The 19,797-nt window shown below is 43.1% G+C and carries 10 protein-coding genes and 1 rRNA gene; 4 read left to right on the top strand and 7 right to left on the bottom strand.

Annotated features, from left to right (window positions below):
* Window positions 1–20: 20 nt before the first annotated feature.
* Window positions 21–7,400 carry an autotransporter domain-containing protein gene (locus HKX40_RS07680; protein ID WP_171588993.1) on the bottom strand — a complete coding sequence of 2,460 codons (7,380 nt, stop codon included), beginning with the start codon at window positions 7,398–7,400 and terminating at the stop codon, window positions 21–23.
* Between the two features lie 387 nt (window positions 7,401–7,787).
* On the opposite strand from HKX40_RS07680, the gene HKX40_RS07685 reads away from it, so the two are divergent.
* Window positions 7,788–9,377 (top strand): ATP-binding protein, encoded by a 1,590-nt coding sequence (locus HKX40_RS07685; protein ID WP_171588994.1) that lies wholly within the window; start codon window positions 7,788–7,790, stop codon window positions 9,375–9,377.
* 208 nt (window positions 9,378–9,585) lie between these two features.
* On the opposite strand, the gene HKX40_RS07690 is transcribed toward HKX40_RS07685, so the two are convergent.
* Complete coding sequence (locus tag HKX40_RS07690) at window positions 9,586–9,735, bottom strand: hypothetical protein (RefSeq protein ID WP_171588995.1); 150 nt, start codon at window positions 9,733–9,735, stop codon at window positions 9,586–9,588.
* A 125-nt stretch (window positions 9,736–9,860) separates the two neighbouring features.
* On the opposite strand from HKX40_RS07690, the gene HKX40_RS07695 reads away from it, so the two are divergent.
* Window positions 9,861–11,441, top strand: coding sequence for an ATP-binding protein (locus HKX40_RS07695; protein ID WP_171588996.1), 1,581 nt, complete (start codon window positions 9,861–9,863; stop codon window positions 11,439–11,441).
* 235 nt (window positions 11,442–11,676) lie between these two features.
* Here the strand turns inward: HKX40_RS07695 and dld are convergent, their stop codons facing one another.
* The 4 genes from dld to lldP form a co-directional block, all read right to left on the bottom strand.
* A complete protein-coding gene (gene dld / locus HKX40_RS07700) occupies window positions 11,677–13,362 on the bottom strand; it encodes a D-lactate dehydrogenase (protein ID WP_171588997.1) in 1,686 nt (561 codons plus the stop codon).
* 127 nt (window positions 13,363–13,489) lie between these two features.
* Window positions 13,490–14,650: an FMN-dependent L-lactate dehydrogenase LldD gene (lldD, locus tag HKX40_RS07705; RefSeq protein ID WP_171588998.1), complete on the bottom strand. Its 1,161-nt coding sequence runs from the start codon at window positions 14,648–14,650 to the stop codon at window positions 13,490–13,492.
* A 9-nt stretch (window positions 14,651–14,659) separates the two neighbouring features.
* Window positions 14,660–15,403, bottom strand: a complete 744-nt coding sequence (locus HKX40_RS07710) for an FCD domain-containing protein (protein ID WP_171588999.1) — start codon at window positions 15,401–15,403, stop codon at window positions 14,660–14,662.
* Between the two features lie 16 nt (window positions 15,404–15,419).
* Window positions 15,420–17,090, bottom strand: a complete 1,671-nt coding sequence (gene lldP / locus HKX40_RS07715; protein ID WP_171589000.1) for an L-lactate permease — start codon at window positions 17,088–17,090, stop codon at window positions 15,420–15,422.
* A 479-nt stretch (window positions 17,091–17,569) separates the two neighbouring features.
* Here lldP and HKX40_RS07720 point away from each other — a divergent pair, with 479 nt between their 5' ends.
* Window positions 17,570–18,565, top strand: coding sequence for an adenosine deaminase (locus HKX40_RS07720; RefSeq protein ID WP_171589001.1), 996 nt, complete (start codon window positions 17,570–17,572; stop codon window positions 18,563–18,565).
* 11 nt (window positions 18,566–18,576) lie between these two features.
* A complete protein-coding gene (locus HKX40_RS07725; RefSeq protein ID WP_171589002.1) occupies window positions 18,577–19,485 on the top strand; it encodes a hypothetical protein in 909 nt (302 codons plus the stop codon).
* Window positions 19,486–19,714: 229 nt separating this feature from the next.
* Here HKX40_RS07725 and rrf read toward each other — a convergent pair.
* A 5S ribosomal RNA gene (gene rrf / locus HKX40_RS10905) occupies window positions 19,715–19,797 on the bottom strand; the annotation flags it as partial.

Genomic DNA, 19,797 nt, shown 5'->3' on the forward strand with positions numbered 1-19,797 from the left:
CTTCTCCGCACTGTACACCACTAGAACTGTACTCTTACGCCCACATTCGCCGTCGTATCGGTACGTCCTTTGCTAAACAAGGCTTGTACCTCTGCAGAGAGGCTAGTGGATTTAGTCGCCTGATAACGCATACCCAAACCTACCTCACCTACCGTACGACCTAGCTTGTTGTGCTTGATAGTAAACGGCTGATTCGGTAACGAGGTCAAGGTCGCTTGAACATCATGACCCTTGTCCAGTAAATCATACGCCACACCTGCCTTGGCTTTAAGGCTTAAACCATCACTCACCGCATGAGTGACTTTTAACCCTACCCCTGCCATCAGCGCGTGTGTCCGCTGTTTCGCTACGTTGAGATTAAACTCTTTAGCACCCGTCTCGGTATACCCCTTGGTACTAACTTGCGTATAGTCTAGGCGTGCATAAGGACTAAGCTCTGTATTACCTGCTTGATAACGTAGGTTTAAACCAGCCCCTGTGCGAAGAATATCCGCATGCGTATCGCCTTTGGCTTTTAAGTCTGCGTAGTAACTAAACCGACGCTCACCCTTGATATTTGCACGTCCCACCGCTGCCATAAAGTCGACATCTACTCGGTCAGTAAACGCATGGTTCGCATAAACACCCACTTGCCAAGTATCGGCTTTAAGCGTTTGCGAAGCATGAATGTCTTGTGCATCGGCTTTGGTATTCACATACGCTGCCATTAAGCCCACCTTAGTCTTAGAACTTAAGCATACATCACCCCCTAAAGCGATGCCATAGTGTTTAGATTGATAACCGGAGATACCTTTGTGGCCGTCTTGCTGACCCCAATCGCCTAAGCCATGTGCCCAAGCAGAGGTGCTACCCTCACCACCACCGCAACGCTCATTGGGTACATAGCGCTGCATCAAGTCAGATGCCTCCGCAATCACACGATTGCCTGTGCCGCCTAGTAGAGGTTGAATTTCTACGGCCGTTTGTAGTGCTTGTGCCTTGGTTTGTAAAGCGTAGAAACGTTGAGCCAGTGGGCTCTCTGCATCTTGATTCATCGCCTTATCTAATAGTCTTGTGATAGGTAAGACACCTCGGTATGACTGAACCACTGTAGTAGGGGTTGATGTCGATTCATCATGACCACCATGATTCTCTCCTGTTCCATCTCCAGTGCCACCTCCAGTGTCTGTTCCAGTTCCACCACCCTCATCAATAATTTGTTCAACTTTCTTCACTGTCAAACTCACCGAGTTATCGGTATAGATAGGGGTAAAGTCAAACAAAGCACTGTTATCGCTGTACGCTCCAAAAGTCCCTGTCACTTTGGTGTCTGAAGTCAGTAAATCATTCACACTTCCCTCACCATCAGCGTATGCTGCGGCATTAATCACTAGGCTACTCGTGCTACCTAGGGTAATATCCCCTAAACTATGTAAGTGAGAGTGCTGATTAGCCGCTTGACCGTTGACCACGACATTAAGTATTCCGTCTAGCGAGAAGTTAGCGACTTGGTGGGTAACACCAGGGGCTAAATCAGGTAGGCTAGGTGTCGCAGCGGCTGTTGATGCAGCAGATAGACTACGTGCCATGCGACGCATACGTACCGCTGGTTGCGGCTCTGCAGGTATCGCTACCAGTTCAGATTGTGCAAGACTAAGGTCTAGCGTTGCTCCTTGGGCTACATGAATACCACCACTGAGTGCCGTTTGCTTCTCTAAGCTTAGCGTACCAGTATTGACTTGCGTTGTCCCAGTATACTCATGACTACCTGTGGCAAGGGTTGCTGTACCTGCTCCTTGTTTAATCACCTCACCTGAGCCAGTGATGCGGTTAGCGAGGATTCGTGTAGCTTCAGCCGTGTTAAGGATAAGTTTGCCGCTATTATCAATAGTTTGCTTTTCACCCAAGGCAGTGATGCTGGCGGTTAAGTTCACCCCCTCGGCAATCGTCGTCTTACGTTGTGCTAGGGCAGAAGTGGTATTGTTGCCAACGCCTTTCACTTCCCAGTTTTTAAACTCACCGGCAAAGCCATCGGTAGCATCAAACGCAGATAGGGTGCGTAGAGTGGCTTTGTCTTTACCAGTGATTTTCTCGCCAGTAAACAGTGCCTGCTGAATAGCAGAACCTTTGTCTTTAGCAGTTTCTAGAACAGCATTATCTGCCAATGATGTTTGTCCACCCACTAACTCCAAGACACCATTATCTACATTGGTTGTGCCAGAGAAACTTAATACCCCACCATTGTTACGTAACGTTTGAGTATCTTGTAGGGCAATATCACTAGCGAGTAAATCACCTGTAGATTGCACCTCGGTGAGTTCCTTGGCAAGGTAATTCTGACCACTTCGCTCATCACGGCTTACTAAACTGCCACTACCCTCGACCGACCAGTTCTTAAACTCACTAGCAAAGCCATCGGTAGCATAAAAGGTATCTCGTGTTCTTAGAGTAGCTTTGTCTTTGCCAGAGACCTTATCGCCTGCTAATTGACCTGTTTGAATCGCTGCACCACTCAAGGCACGAGTCTCTAATGTTGCGCCTTCAGCAAAAGAAGTAGTGCTGTCCTCTTGAAGTGTAAGCGTACCTGAATCTAGGTTAGTCTCACCTGCCAAAATAAGTGTACCACCGCTGTTCTTTAAGATTTGATCAGAACCTAGTGCGATATTCGTCGCCGTTAAACCACCGTTAGATGTTACTTCGGTGACTTTGGCTAAGTTATCTTCCCCTGTCACCGTACTACCCTGGCTCGCCACTTGCCATCCTGCAAAGTCTGACACCTTATGAGCATCATCATTAGACGCTTTGAAACCACCTGCTGTGATTGTTTTGATAATGGCATTTTGCTTATCACCTATTTTCTGAATAAGGCTATTTAAGCTGTCTTGCGCTGTCGTGAGGACGGCTTTGTGTTTCTCTTCATCTAAAGCAAACGCAAGATTTGACTCATGATTGCTGATTTTATTATCCACATCATTGCCATCTAAATTCACCTCACCGCTGAATTTTAATGTACCCCTATTGTTATTGATAGACTTTTCTGTACTCAACAACTCTGATAGTTCAAAATCCTTCACGGTAAGTTCTGAACTATCTGTAATGACATTCTGTTTTGCCAATTCATCTAAGGTCACTATGTAGCCTAAACCATTTAATTGCCACTTCGCAAAGCCTGAAATATCATGTGCTGCATCCTGACCTGGCTTGAAACCACTCTCTGTGGTGGTTTCAAGAATGGCATTCTCTTTACCTGATATGTTTTGAATCAATAAATTGAGGCTATTGGTTTGCACTTTTAACAGTGCTAAGCTCTCACCGTCTTTGGCAAAGGCAATATTCTCTGCCTTCGTGATACCTAAAGTGCTGAGCTTCTCCTCAGTCACATCATTTGCCGCACTTAAGTCTATAATGCCACTCAGCTTTAATGTACCCGCATCATTGTTAATGCTCTTGGCACCTAAATTACCCAGCGTAAAGTCTTTCAACGTTAAATCAGCACCTGCCCCAATCTCATTCACCTTAGCTAAAGCACTCACTCCTTGGGCTGTGCTACCAGAGACTAAGATTTTCCACTTATCAAACCCAGCAACTGTACCATCATCGGCAGCAAAAGCTTTTAACGTCTCAATCGTTGCTAGATTCTTATTCTGAATATTCGCTAACCCAGCTTGTGCTCCAGATAAGGCACTACCACTAGCAGTATTGGTTTGGAGAATAGTATTCGCATCAAACTTCGTGCCTGTGCCAAGAATCTCCAACGTACCTTCATCTAGTTTGGTCGTCCCTGTTAGCACTAATGTACCGCCAGCAGTATTCTTAAGCGTTTGATTCTCACCTAAAGTGATATCCGTTGCTGTTAAGCTACCATTCGCTGTGATGGTCGTCTTCGCCGCTAGATTCGTTGCCCCTGTTACTCTACTATCTGTACCATCCACCTGCCATTCTGCAAACTCTGATACTTTATGTGCTGCATCACCTGATGCAGCAAAACTTCTCGTCGTTTTTAAGATAGCATTATCCTTACCATCAGTAGTCTGAATCAAGGTATTTAAGTTATCTGATTCTACCGTTAAAGTGGCAAGTGTGTCTCCGTCTTTGGCAAAGGCTACATTACCCTCTGTATTGCTAATGCCTAGGTTAGCTAACTCAGTTACACCATCCGCCGCACTTAAATCCACATTACCAGTGAGTTTTAATATGCCATTCTCATTGTTAATGGTCTTGTTACCTAAATCACCCAGCGTAAAGTCTTTCAACGTTAAATCAGCACCACTACCAATGGTATTCACGGCGGCTAAGCTATCAATACCAGAGGCTGTACTACCACTTCCTCCAATCACCCATGAACGGAAACCAGAAACATCTTGGGCTACTTCACTGCTATCCGCATGGAAAGCCACTGTGGTATGCAAATTCACATTCGCTTTTGTTAAGTTAGCACTGACTGCATCCCACCAACCAGTACCTCCATCTTGCCCCTCGTTTGTGGTTTGTTTTAATGCCGTAGCATCGGTTTTTAAGGTCGCCTTCTCAGCAAAAGTCAGCGTACCCTCGCCACCGACACCAGCCTGTTTATCTAACGCTAGAATCCCCTTAATCGTGGTCGTGCCATCATTGGCTAAATGGCCTGTACTTCCCACCGTCAACGTATGTCCACTCTCTACGCTAAATGCAGCATCATTCTCTACGGTCAGTGTCTTGTCCTCTGTTATCGTAGTGTCACCTTTGGTCTTCAATGAAGCACTCTCTTTCACCGTAATATCGCCAATTTCACCAGAGACAAGACTATTTGCTCCCCCCACTATCCATTGACGGAAAGCAGCCACCTCAGTATTACTACCATCGACATTATCCGCTGTGGTATAAAGATTGACATACGATTTATTCCCACCCAGTGCTGTATTCACGGCTCCCCACCAACCTGATGCACCTGCCGCATTCAACTCCTCTGCATTCGTTTTTAAAGTGACATTGTCTTCAACGTTAACAGCACCTGCGTTGGTGAAGGTTGCTTGCTTATCTAAATCTAAAACAGCACCCGCTTTCATCATCAGTGTTTTACCGCTCTGAATACCGAGGCTACTATCCGCGTTTACAGCCAATGTCCCACTTTTCACCGTAATGTCTTGATCCTTCGTTAAGTGAGCTTGCGTACCACCCTGTGCACCGATATTCAGTACACCACCATCTACGACCGTGGAGATGATAGCTCCATCACTTAACGTCCCAGTCAATGTCCATATCCCCTCACCTCGTTTTTCTAAGGTATCAAAAACATCATACTCACCGCCCACAGCAATCTTCGACACCTCAAAAGTCTTTGTTCCCGTGCCGCCAAGAGCGAGCGTATTCAACACACCATTATCACTGCGGAGAGTATCATTACTGCCTGTCCCTGCTGCTAAGGTGATGTCATTACTTTGGAGTTCTACCGTATTACGATTCCCTGACAAGAAGATAGCTGCGCCACTGTAAGTGGCATCCGGCGTACTACCAGCATCTTGACTTCCTCCATGTAATGCTGCCCCTTCTTTTAAAACAAGTGTACTACCATCTCTCACTAAAACACCGTGACCTGCATACCCCCCCTTGGGCGAAGCAGCTGTATTTAATCCTCCATCACCACCACGAACAGTCGAAGCGATAGAAGCTGAACTACCGTTTACTAACCTTACACCATGACCACCGTTACCTATATCAAAATCACTTTCTTCTGTCCTATTATAAATTACCCCCCCTTTTCCTGCAGTCACTTTCCCTGTAATTTCTGCACCAGTACTACCATCTAAGAAAATACCATCACCGCCGTAAAAAGCAAAGTCACTATTCCATGAGTTACCACCATTCCCTCCCCAGCCTGCTGTCACCTCAGCACTAATCTTTGCGTTATCGCTATGGATAAGTTCAATGCCTTTGGCTGCAGTACAAATAGCAGGATCCGCCCATTGACAAGTCCATCCTCTCCACCCATTATCCCAGTCGTAATTTCGCACCCCAGCGGTCACCATACCACCAATAATCGCATCATCACTGTTTTGTAATGTTACCCCAGATGTCACGTGACGATAGACTCGCTGAATAGCACCATGAGAAACAAACCGACTACCATCAATAATAAACTCCTCTGTCCCTTCTCTATCCTCATCACTTAGCAAAATACTAGCCCCCTCTTCAATAGTGAAAGTACCTCCCTCTTTAACAGCAATTTCCTTCCCTTTCAATTGATTAATCACACTCCCCGACGATAATGTAAAATTTGTGTTTGTTAACCTAACATTTCCATTAATGGCGATAGGGCCCACATAATTCACTTGAGCATTGTTTGACAAAATCAAATCTTGTATAGCGACACTAGCTCCTGATTCAGACGTAAACGAACCTCCGTCCACTGTGAGGTTTTTATTCTGATTAAATTGACTGCCTGTTTTTAGTACAAATCCGTCTATATTCTTTAAATACACATTCCCATTAATCGTCATCTGATTATTATTGCGGTATCTAGCATTCTCTAAATGGAGGTTATTGACAACTAGACTTACATTATCTTCTGCGGTAAATGAACCACCTCTGACAGTTAAATCCCCCCCTGTTTTTTGACTACCGCTCTTCAACACAAACGAGGTGTTCACATCTTTAATTTCAACATTACCATTAATAGTGATAGGATCCACATAATCCACTTGAGCATTATTTGACAAAATCAAATCTTGTATAGTGACACTAGCTCCTAATTCAGCCGTAAATGAGCCGCTATTGATAGAGAGCTCCCTGTTATTGTTGAATGTACTATCTGACCTCAGCGTCAAATTTGAATTGACTAACCGTAACGGCCCCAACAGACTGCTGGCATCTTCCACATAAACAACGCTGTCATTCGCATTAATAGATGCCCCTCTATAGTCCTCTCTAGATCCGTTTGATGAGGATTTCCCTCCCTCTAGCCTAACATTACGGACTCGAAGCGTTATCCCCTTAATTTCTATAGCATCTCCGCCATAAAACATATCAAACCACTTACCAGGAAAATTTCCACCTCTTATTAGCCGACCGTTTCCCTCAATAATATACTCACCTGAACTATCAATCTTTAAAGCATCATGCTCAACCCAAGGCTCGTCTTCTTTTCCATTACAATCACTCACAAACGTATACGTATTCTCTTCTACCGTATAATGTATTCCCTGCGTACACGCTGCCCATACAGAGCCTGATGCACCACTCATCAGCAACGCCGTTATCAAGGTACGCAATACGAATTGCCCACGAAGGTGATGGACTTGACCCTCTGATGTCTTCGCATCAGCACCTACTGGGTGAACCGTCGTTTTTTCAGATGCTGATTTCCCTCTAGCACGAGCAAACTCTGGCGCACATTGCCAAAGACGACGAACTTGATTCCAAACAAGGCGGTAAGCGTGATTCATGGAAATATCCTTATATTTAAAATAATTTTCAAAATTTTTTACAAATATATTTCTCACCTTACGCAAAAAAAAAAAAACAATGACTTGTTACGGTTTTTGCCAGTATATTTTGTAACCGCACAAAAGGACTAAACGAGAATTTTTCTTGATAAAACAATGGGATAAAATTTTATAACGTAAAATCAGGGAACTAGCTTTGATGATATATTTTCTCTTTGCACATAAAATGGATTTTCATGGACATTAAGGAACAACAAACTTTTGTTGCTTTTTTGTAACAAACTCAATTTTGAAAATCGACTACCTTGCTTTGTTACTCGTTGCACCTCATCAGGTATAGACCACTTAGCATGCTAAAATACCTTCACGAGACACCGCCAAGGAGTGATGATGACAATTCAAAATACAGAGAAAAAACGTTTGCCACTCGGCATAGCCACTTTTGCAGAAATACGTGACCGCAATCACTATTATGTGGACAAAACTCCATTGATTATCAAACTTATCAATGATGCGGATTTTGTGTTTTTATCTCGCCCTCGTCGTTTTGGCAAAAGCCTCACACTGGATACGATGGCGGAGTTATTTTCTGGGAATAAGGCATTATTTGAGGGCTTATATGCTGAGAACAACTGGGATTGGGACACCACCTACCCTGTGATTCGTTTGTCGTTTGCGGGGGAAGCAAAACGTCATGATATCGCCGCTTTAGAGCAACATATTCAATATCATCTCAATCTAAATGCACAGCGTTTGGGCATTTCATTACAAGAAAATATTCAACACAACGTAGGCTTGAGTTTTGCTGATTTACTGCTTAAAACCCACAAAAAACATCAACAAAAGGTAGTCGTTCTTATCGATGAGTACGACAAACCCATCATTGATAATTTGGACAATTCAGAAGTCGCTGCTGAGGTGCGAGGTCTTTTAAAATCCCTCTATTCTCAGATTAAAGACCTCTCTGGTAGCATTCGCTTTGCTATGCTGACAGGAGTTTCTAAGTTTGGGCAAATGAGTTTATTCTCTGGACTAAATAATCTAAAAGACATCACCCTACGTGCAGAGTATTCAGCTTTATGTGGTTATACCCAAGAAGAATTAGAGGCCGTCTTTGCACCTGAATTACAAGGTGTGAACTTAGAGCAAGTCAAAGTCTGGTATAACGGCTATAATTGGACAGGCGAGAGTGTCTACAATCCTTTCGATATTCTGTTGTTCTTTGACGGTGGTTGTGCCTTTGATAACTACTGGATGAGTACTGGAGGCAATGCTTCTTTCTTGATGAAACTACTCACCAGTAATGAGTTCTCCCTCGCAGACATCACTCGTAGTGCGGAAACTAGCGATTTACTCGCTTCGGTTGATATTGGCAGCATGCACCCTATTCCTGTACTCTTTCAAACGGGCTATCTGACGATTGATAAAGTCTTTGAAGAACCAGGTTATTTACGCCAATATACCCTTAAATTCCCCAACTATGAGGTTCGTCAATCCCTCAGTAGCAAATGGCTGCAAGAAGTCCTCAAACTAGACGGTAGAAAAGCAATTAGCGATTTACGCAAATGCTTACGTGATGGCGATATTGCACAATTACAGCAACTGATTAAAAGTGCTATCGCTAGTATCCCTAGCGATGCATATAGACGTAATAATATCGCCCAGTTTGAAGGCCATTGGCAAAGCGCCATTGGGATGTTCTTTGCCGGTGCCTGCGCTGACTTTATCATGGAAGATGCTTCTTCTACAGGACGTGCTGATTTAGTTGCTATTGAGCAAGGCAATGTGTATATCTTTGAGTTCAAAGTGAAACAAGCGGGTACTGCTCAAGAAGCACTGGAGCAGATTAAAGAGCGCAATTATGCGGAAAAATACCGTGCTGGGGCAAAACAAATCTTTGAGATTGGCGTCAGCTTCGATGAGGCAACCAGAGCGGTAAATTTTGCTATCAACGCCGCCACAGGCAAGCACAGGTAGAGAATGTGCGACACAAATAGTCCTCTGCGGACTATTTGTGCCACATTATCTGAGGAGCTCTGCGACGAAGTGTGTGCGATGACAAAGCGAGTTTGGCGAACGAAGTGAGACATTGTTCGAGCGACTCACGCATTCATGCAGCTACCTGTGCGTGAGTACAATCAGCAGTACGAGAAGCATCATAGTTGACACGTCGTGCTCTGGGATTTCACCGTCTTTCGTATCGCCCAACACTTCTAGCTCGGGTCGATGCTTCGCTACGCTCGCATAATACCTCTTCGCCAGAAGGTTGAGCTTTACTCAAGACTACGCTTATCATCAATGTCGCCACGACCGAAGCACTGTTCGAGCGACTCATGCATTCATGCAGCCACCTGTGCGTAAATGAAATCAGCGTCACACAGAAAGTATCATAGTGGCACTCCATCAGGTATAGACCACTTAGCATGCTAAAATACCTTCACGAGACACCGCCAAGGAGTGATGATGACAATGCAAAATACAGCGAAAAAACTGCTTCCCATTGGGATTTCTAATTTTGCTGATTTACGTACTAATAACTACTATTACGTAGATAAGACCCCTTTGATTATTGATTTAATCACTTCTTCTCGCTTTGTCTTTCTCTCTCGTCCTCGTCGCTTTGGTAAGAGCCTCACACTGGATACGATGGCAGAGTTATTTTCTGGGAACAAGGCATTATTTGAGGGCTTATATGCCGAGAACAACTGGGATTGGGAGACAACTTACCCTGTTATTCGTTTGTCGTTTGCGGGGGAGACTGTACTAGATAACTCTCCCAAACTGGAAGCACATATCTTTCGGCAACTTCGTTTAAATGCCCAACGATTAAAATTAACATTGCCTGAGTATACTACCCCCGATGTAGGTTTCAGCTTTGCTGATTTGATTCTTATTACCCAAGAAAAATATCAACAAAAAGTCGTCGTTCTTATTGATGAGTACGACAAACCCATCATTGACAATTTGGATAACACTGACACTGCCGCCGAAGTACGCGGGCTTTTAAAATCCCTCTATTCGCAGATTAAGGATTTATCAGGCAGCATTCGCTTTGCCATGCTGACAGGGGTCTCTAAGTTTGGGCAAATGAGTTTATTCTCAGGACTAAACAATCTTGAAGACATCACCTTGCGTGCGAAGTATTCGGCGTTATGCGGTTACACCCAAGAGGAACTGGAATCTGTCTTCGCCCCTGAGTTACAAGGCGTGGACTTAGAGCAAGTCAAGTTCTGGTATAACGGCTATAACTGGACGGGCGAGAGTGTCTACAATCCTTTCGATATTCTGTTATTTTTTAAAGACGGCTGTGCCTTTGATAACTACTGGATGAGTACTGGGGGCAATGCTTCTTTCTTGATGAAACTGCTCACCAGTAATGAGTTCTCCCTCGCAGACATCACTCGTATCGCCGAGACCTCTGATTTACTTGCCTCCGTGGATGTGGGTAGCTTGCACCCTATTCCTGTCCTCTTTCAAACAGGCTATTTGACAATTGATAAGGTCTTTGAAGAACCAGGCTATTTACGCCAATATACCCTTAAATTCCCCAACTATGAGGTTCGTCAATCCCTCAGTAGCAAATGGCTACAAGAAGTCCTCAAACTAGACGGTAGAAAAGCAATTAGCGATTTACGCAAATGCTTACGTGATGGCGATATTGCACAATTACAGCAACTGATTAAAAGTGCTATCGCCAGTATCCCTAGCGATGCATATAGACGTAATAATATCGCCCAGTTTGAAGGCCATTGGCAAAGTGCCATTGGAATGTTCTTCGCCGGTGCCTGCGCTGACTTTATCATGGAAGACGTTTCTTCTCAAGGACGAGCCGATTTAGTTGCTATTGAGCAGGGTAATGTGTATATCTTTGAGTTCAAGGTGAAACAAGCGGGTACTGCTCAAGAAGCGCTTGAGCAGATTAAAGAGCGCCATTATGCGGAAAAATACCGTGCTGGGGCAAAACAAATCTTTGAGATTGGCGTCAGCTTCGATGAAGCCTCTAGAGAGGTAAATTTTGCTATCAACGCAACCACAGACTAGCACAGGTAGCGGAGATGAATGCGATGACAAAGCGAGTTTGGCGAACGAAGTGAGACACTGTTCGAGCGACTCACGCATTCATGCAGCTACCTGTGCGTGAGTGCAGGTTGAGCTTTACTCAAGACTACGCTTATCATCAATGTCGCTACGACCGAAGCACTGTTCGAGCGACTCACGCATTCATGCAGCTACCTGTGCGCAAATGAAATCAGCAGAAAAGAAAGTGAATACTCTCTTACTCAGCCCAAAAACGATTCCGCGTTGTATGTCCAATACCCACATTAAAGGTATTCGTCGGATCTAAGCGACGATAGTGATTCACCAACGCAGCCTTGGCTAAATAAAGATGCCCAACATTATGCTCTGCTGGATATTCAGCTCCTCGACCATCAAGAATATGCCACATTTTATGCTCCATGGCTAATGGATCCACCCCCTTACGTACGATGTAATCTTGATGGAACACATGGCAGAAGAAATGCCCATAATACAACTTATGAATAATGTCTTTATTCAACTCTTCAGGCAGCTCTTCTTCCCACTCACGGTCATTACGACGCAAAGCAACATCTAATGCCACAATATCGCCAACAGTCTTTTGGTGGCAATCACGATAACGAATGGCTGCACCTGCCACAGCAAATCGATGTAAAAATGCTTTACGCCCCTCTTCTGGGGTGCAGAAGAAGAAACTACCTGTGGTATGCTCTTTAAAATACTCTGTCAAAAAGGTTTTTACCTGCTCTGCATCTTGTTTTTCAACACGAATCATCAAATGATGAGGATACAAATCACGATACTCATTCATGCGTTTTGGTAGATGATTAGGCATTAAACGAGTAAAAAACTGAATCATACGGTCTGATAATCCTTTTGAGCCAAACTTCTCGAAAAAACTATCCACTTTTGCTTTAAAAGCAAATGCACCAGGAACTTTATCTGTGCCAAACTTCTCGATAAATAAGAAAATATCCTTGCCGTATTCTGCACCAATATCATAGGCTGTACGGTGGATATATTCGCCAGCAATAGGTAGACGAGGCAACTCTCTTAATAGATAACGACGGATGGCTGTCAAATCATCTTGCGTGTTACTACCGATATAAAAAACTTCGCTAGCCACCTTTTCAAAGGTATCTAGACGTACGGCAAAAATACTCACTTTACCAGCAGATCCAGATGCCTCAAAGAGACGTGAAGGGTCATTATTAAAACGTGCTGGCGTGTTCTCGTCCACTTGTTTGACATCATGTGCATAGCGATTATCAGAGGCCTTGCGTTCCCCTGAATTATCAATATCTGCAACCGTGTATTGTCCAGATGCTAAACGAGAAAGAATTTCTTCTGGTGTGTCACCCAATGCAATGCCTAAGTGGTTTACCAATTCCAGTTCATTATTTTCATTGAGTCTCGCATATAAGGCCAACTCTGTATAAGCAGGACCCCGACGAACTAATGCACCACCTGAGTTATTACAAATCCCCCCTAATACAGAGGCACCAATACACGAAGAACCAATCACAGAATGCGGCTCTCGATTATGAGGGGCTAGCATTTTTTCTAATTCATTTAATGTAGCCCCAGGTAAGCACACCACTTGTTTTGCATCATTGATAAGTTGAATACCTTTGATACGCGTTGTATTGAGAATAATAATAGGACGATCATAATCACTACCAAAGGGAGTTGATCCTCCTGTAAGACCGGTATTAGCTGCTTGCATAATCACGATGCAATCAGGTAATACAGCCTTAAGAACCTGCCATTGCTCTAGCAACGTTCCCGGCTTGACCACGGCAAGCACATCACCAGAACCATAACGCTTACCTTGACGATACAGACGTGTTTGATTCTCATCTGTAAGTACATTCTTATTCCCTACAATGCGTTGCAATGATTCAATGATATTTTGTGTTGCCATTGTTATTCCTTCAATTGTTTAATCACTCATTTATCAAAATTAGTGCTGATATAAAAAAAGACACTTGCTTTCTTAGACTATATACTAAAGAGAAACAAGTGTCTTATCAAATGCTAATACGCCTCTACTAGAAAACTTCTGCTAAATCCTTCTCTGCATTTGCTAAACATTCACGTGTAATTTCAGAGACTGATTTAACGCCTGTTAAAGTCATCGCTACTCGCATTTCTTTAGTCATCAAATCAATCACATTTTCCACCCCTGCCTGACCGTCAGCAGCCAAGGCATAAGCAAATGCTCGACCAATCATGCAAGAATCTGCCCCTAGTGCAATCATACGTACAATATCCAGACCAGTACGAATACCCGAATCTACTAAGATTTTAATCTTACCTTTAATCTCATCTGCAATAGCAGGTAAAGCACGAGCACTCGATAGTACACCATCTAATTGACGGCCACCATGATTAGAAACGATGACACCGTCTGCACCAAAAGTAACTGCATCACGTGCATCTTCTGGATCAAGAATGCCCTTGATAAGCATCGGACCATCCCAGAACTCACGAATCCACTCCAAATCTTTCCATGAAATAGATGGGTCGAAGTTGGCACCCAACCAGCCAATGTAATCTTCTAGACCTGTTGGTTTGCCTAAGTAACGCGAAATATTACCCAAATCATGAGGACGTCCATGAATTCCAACATTCCATGCCCAATGAGGGAACATGGTTGATTGGAGATAACGACGCATAGCAGAATTAGGACCACTCATCCCTGAATGAGCATCACGGTAACGTGCCCCTGGTACAGGCATATCTACCGTAAACACCAATGTACTACAACCAGCAGCCTTAGCACGTTCTAAGACATTTTTCATAAACCCACGGTCACGCAACACATAAAGCTGGAACCACATAGGACGTTTAATGGCAGGTACTACTTCTTCAATAGGACATACTGACACTGTTGACAATGTAAAAGGAATACCTTTGTTATCAGCCGCTTTTGCTGCTTGTACTTCACCACGTTTAGCATACATACCAGTCAAGCCAACAGGAGACAACGCAAGTGGCAATGATAACTGCTCACCAAATAATTCAATATTGGTCGTAAGGTCAGACATATTTTTTAGAATACGTTGACGTAAAGCAATCTTGGAAAGGTCCTCTACATTATGTCTCAACGTCGCTTCATCATAAGCACCACCATCGATATAATGGAATAAAAAAGGAGGCAAACGACGTTGCGCCGCCTTACGATAATCTTTAGTTGATGAAATAATCATAGTATTTTCCTAAATGTGTTTTAAGCGTTGAGTCCGTTGCAAACGTGCATCAGACTCATCTATTTCTTTAATCTGATCAATCACATAATGAATGTGTTTTTGTACGCTTTCTAAGGCTAATTGAGCATTACCTTGTTCAATCGCTGTCATAACTTGCCGGTGTTGAACATTGAGCTGCGTCACCATAGTTTCATCAGTGTACATCTTGTGTCGTGCTAAAACAACATTATGATGTAACAATTCAAATACGTTCCGCATTAACTGAATCAACACTGCATTATGACTCGCCTCAGCAATAGTCAGATGAAAATGAGCATCCGCATCAGCAGCCAATGCAAAATTATTATCAATCTGATGCTGAAGCAATGCATCATGAGCGATTCGGATCTGCTTCTTATCGTCCTCTGTAGCCCGTAAGGCTGCATACCACGCTGTGCCCCCCTCTAAAACAGCTCGAGCCTCTTGCACATCAAAACGGTAATTAGGATCTTCCTCTAATAACTGACTTAACTGATGAATATAAGAGTCTATTTTCCAGGCAGAGGGAGGTTGTTTCAAAAACGTACCTGAACCTACTCGAGTATCCACAAACCCTTGTGCTGTTAATTGTTTAAGCAGCTCTCTAAGTCGAGTACGCGAAATAGAGAGCATTTCGCAGAGCTTGCGCTCTGCTGGTAACCGCCCACCGATGCTAATGCCTAGGTCACTAATAACATTTCCTAATGCAACGATGAGCGAGCTACTTTCCACCATGATAAACCTCAAAAAATTACTGTGGAATCATGCCTGGCACAACATAAGCCTGAAGCGTAATAATGACTCCAATAATTGCAGCAAAAATAATACTATGTTTCACAGTGAAACGGAATAAATCAGATTCACGTCCTACTAAACCAACAGCTGCGCATGCAATAGCGATTGATTGAGGAGAAATCATTTTTCCAGTCACACCACCACTAGTATTCGCTGCAACCAATAGGATATCTGAGACACCAATTTGGTGAGCTGTGGTCGCTTGTAATGCTCCAAACAATGCATTGGCTGATGTGTCAGACCCTGTCAAGAATACACCCAACCATCCCAAGAAAGGAGAGAAGAAAGTGAATGCATCACCTGTATGAGCTAATGCCAACGCTAATGTTGCTGATAATCCAGAGTAATTAGCCACAAAAGCAAAAGCTAGAACCATACCAATAGCTACAATAGGAATACGTAGCTCTTTTAATGTTTCACCAAATGTAGCCACTGCTTGCGATGGTTTCATGCGAAGGTAGATAATGCTAATAATCGCTGCAATAAGAATTGCAGTACCAGTAGCAGAGAACCAATCGAATTTATACACAGCTGCATAATTAACTGCATCAGCAACTACTGGAGGCATTTTTTGAACTAAGTTATGCAAACCGGGAACCTCAAAAGAAAGAATCCAGCTCGCCAAAGGCCCCCCTGGCTTAAATAAAGCCTTGAATGGTGCAATACTCCAAATGGTTACTACCGCTGTTAGAATTGCAAATGGCATCCATGCTTTAATAATTTGACCTGTCGAGTACTGTTGAGGTTGAGCACTTGAATCTGCCGTAGCTACTTGTGCTGCACCATTTTTTTGATTTTCAAAACGGAAAATATGTTTAGGCTTCCATACTTTGCAAAGAATAGTCAATGCCACTAATGTTGCAATAGATGCAGTAATATCAGGTAACTCTGGGCCGATGTGATTTGAAGTTAGCCATTGTGTAATAGAGAATGCCAAACTACCAACCACAATAGCAGGGAACATTTCTTTAACACCGCGCCAGCCATCCATAATTGCCATTAACCATACCAATACGATAGGCACCATGAAAGGTAATTGACGTCCAACCATCTGACTGATGTGTAATGGGTCGATGTTAGATACTTGACCTGCAACAATAATAGGAATACCCATAGCACCAAAAGCTACCGGAGCTGTATTTGCAATCAAGCATAAACCTGCTGCATATAAAGGATTAAATCCTAACCCGACTAGTAATGCCGCAGTGATTGCTACTGGAGCACCAAAGCCTGCCGCCCCCTCAAGGAAAGTACCAAAAGCAAAACCAACTAATAGCATTTGCATGCGTTGGTCTTCTGTCAACGACAAAATGCTCGAACGGATAATATCGAACTGGCCTGTTTTTACTGAAACCTTGTAGAGGAAAACAGCACCAATAATAATCCAAGCAATAGGCCATAAACCGTAGAAAAAGCCATAAACAGCTGATGATAATGCCATACCAACAGGCATGCCGTAAGCAAATAAAGCGACTAAAATCGCTAAAATCACAGTGATTGTCCCAGCAACAATCCCTTTCATGCGAAAAACAGTTAGTCCTAAAAAGAAGAAAATAATAGGAATTAGCGCAATAAGGCTAGATATCCACAGATTACCCATTGGGTCATATACTTGTTGCCACTGCATCGTGCAGCCCTCCTACAAATAGGTTAATCAGACATCACTGCATTCATTTACTTCATTAGTGCAGTGAATTATAGTATCAATCATAATTGGTAAGACCGGTTCATATTGGTTATACCAATTTTGAGGAGTGTATCCTACGCTGATATGGAAAATAAAAAAATTAGGGTTTTCACTCGGTTTGTTGTTTTTTAGACTTATGACCACCAATGATTTTAAAAATATACCTTCTTTGGGAGGCATTCTTTTAGCAAAAAATACGCTCACTTTGTATAATACAAACGATTTTCTATATACCCATAGGCAGTGCCGTTTATATAATAAATCAAGGAGTTGGCTTACCTAACGCTTTTCTTTCTGCTAACTTATGCGTGATTCATTAACAATGACTCGCACCTTGTTTCAACAAGTGATGTACTAAATCAGCGGCTTGATTTAGCCTAATATTTTCTTTCCTGCTAACTTATACGTGATACTTGATAATGACTCATACCCTGATTCAACAACTACCTAAAGCAGAATTGCATATTCATATTGAAGGTTCTTTCGAGCCTGAACTGATGTTTCACATTGCTCAGCGCAACCATATTCAGCTCCCTTATCATTCTATTGATGAGGTTAAACAAGCCTATAACTTCCATAATTTGCAATCATTTCTGGATATTTATTACGCTGGTGCAGGAGTTTTACTACACGAACAAGACTTCTATGATTTAGCATGGGCTTATTTTGAAAAATGCCATGCTGATAACGTTGTGCATACGGAAATATTCTTTGATCCTCAGACGCATACAGACAGAGGGGTTGCTTTCGCTACAGTTATCAATGGACTATATCGTGCTTGTCAAGACGCTAAAAATCGTCTAGGTATTAGTTCCTCATTAATCATGTGTTTTTTACGGCATCTGAGCCAAGAAAAAGCCTTTGAAACATTAAAACAGGCGGAGGCTTTTCGAGACAAAATTATAGGAGTCGGTTTAGACTCAAGTGAGGTAGGACATCCTCCTAATAAATTCAAGGAGGTCTTTGCAGAGGCTCGCCGTCAAGGTTATCGTATTGTTGCTCATGCAGGTGAGGAGGGGCCACCTGAGTATATCTGGGAAGCGCTTAATCTATTGCATGTAGAAAGGGTTGATCATGGGGTACGATGCGAGGAGGATAATGCTCTCATGGAGCGTCTCAAAGCTGATGATATGCCACTAACTGTGTGTCCACTGAGTAATCTCAAACTCTGTGTTGTCAACGATATGAGATTACATAATATCAAACGCTTATTAGAGCAAGGCCTCTGTGTTACTGTCAACTCGGATGACCCTGCCTACTTTGGTGGGTACATGAATGATAATTTTACTGCGATTGCTCAGTCTTTAGAGTTATCTGACCAACAACTCAAACAGCTTGCCATAAACTCTTTTAAAGCAAGTTTTTTATCTGATGAGCAGAAACAAATGTGGATAGGGCGTATTAATGCGCTTTGAAAGGAAGCAGCATGAGACATTGGCATACTTTTCTCTTATTAAGTCTAGGTGGAATAACTGGGTGTAGCACAGTAGGGACATACAAGCATCCAGCAAGCTCTCTGCATAGCACCAACAACCCAAAAGTTTCTGAAAAAAATCTCTTCAAAACTCCAACTCCCTCTACCATCGGAAAATATAAGACGTTTACCCTAGCCAACCCTACCCCTGCCAATATGGGGGTAGTTGAGGACTTTCTTGAACTAAAAGCATATGCACGACCCGGTGTACAAACTAGCAAGCGTCCTAATGGATCTGCATTGCTTAGTGCATTAGGGAAAACGAATCGGTTTGCATCATTCACATTATATGTATCTCAAAAACCCTATCCATTAGGCAAGTTATATTTATTTACTGCTTATTGGACTGGAAACTCTTTCGACAGTGTGGGAAAACTTATGGATGATAGTGGCAATAGCATGAGTTACCTTGTCCGCTATCCTAAGGACACACCTAATCGATCAGAAAATGCTACATATCGAGGATATATGATTGGCTCTGTTCTAAATGAGTCTGGACAAGTGGTTGCTGATATGCTTGCTCCTATCCAAATCACTGCTCGGTTTGATCAGAAGACATTGCAAGGCCAAGCGACTATCAACATAAGCGACACAAACATCGCTCGCCTGCCCGCACAAACTACCCAATTCGAGAAGGGAGAGTATTTAGACTTCAATCGAACGATTCAATGGGACAATAGTATTAGTGCTTTCTATGGAAGAAATAATGATGATGCCATGACAGTATACTTCCATGGAGCAAAATCCAACCCTACAGAAGGAATGGGAGGTGTATTTTTCCAGAAACTAGATGCTGAGGCAGCAAAACGAATTGGAGGGGTTGTCTATCAAGGAGCTTTTGAAACATTGAAGGCTCGTTAAACTCAAGTGTTGTAGACGCAAAAAAGCCTCTTGAGGGGTGTTTATTTTTCTGATTAAGCAAGGGGCAGCAGTCGTTCTCAATATCTAAAAGTAATTCGTTGTTTGAGAGGGAGTTTTTTCTGATTAAGCAAGAGGCCTGCTGGGAGGTGTTGTTTGGGGGGGCTTGAGGTTTTTTCTAGGCAAGTAAAAAAGCCTCTTGAGGGGAACTCAAGAGGCTTAGGAATGAAGAGCTTGACGATGTCCTACTTTCACAGGTGTCCACCCACTATCATCGGCGCAAAGGCGTTTCACTGTCCTGTTCGGGATGGGAAG

This window comes from Pelistega europaea, assembly GCF_013133775.1.
GTDB classification, from domain to species: domain Bacteria; phylum Pseudomonadota; class Gammaproteobacteria; order Burkholderiales; family Burkholderiaceae_B; genus Taylorella; species Taylorella europaea.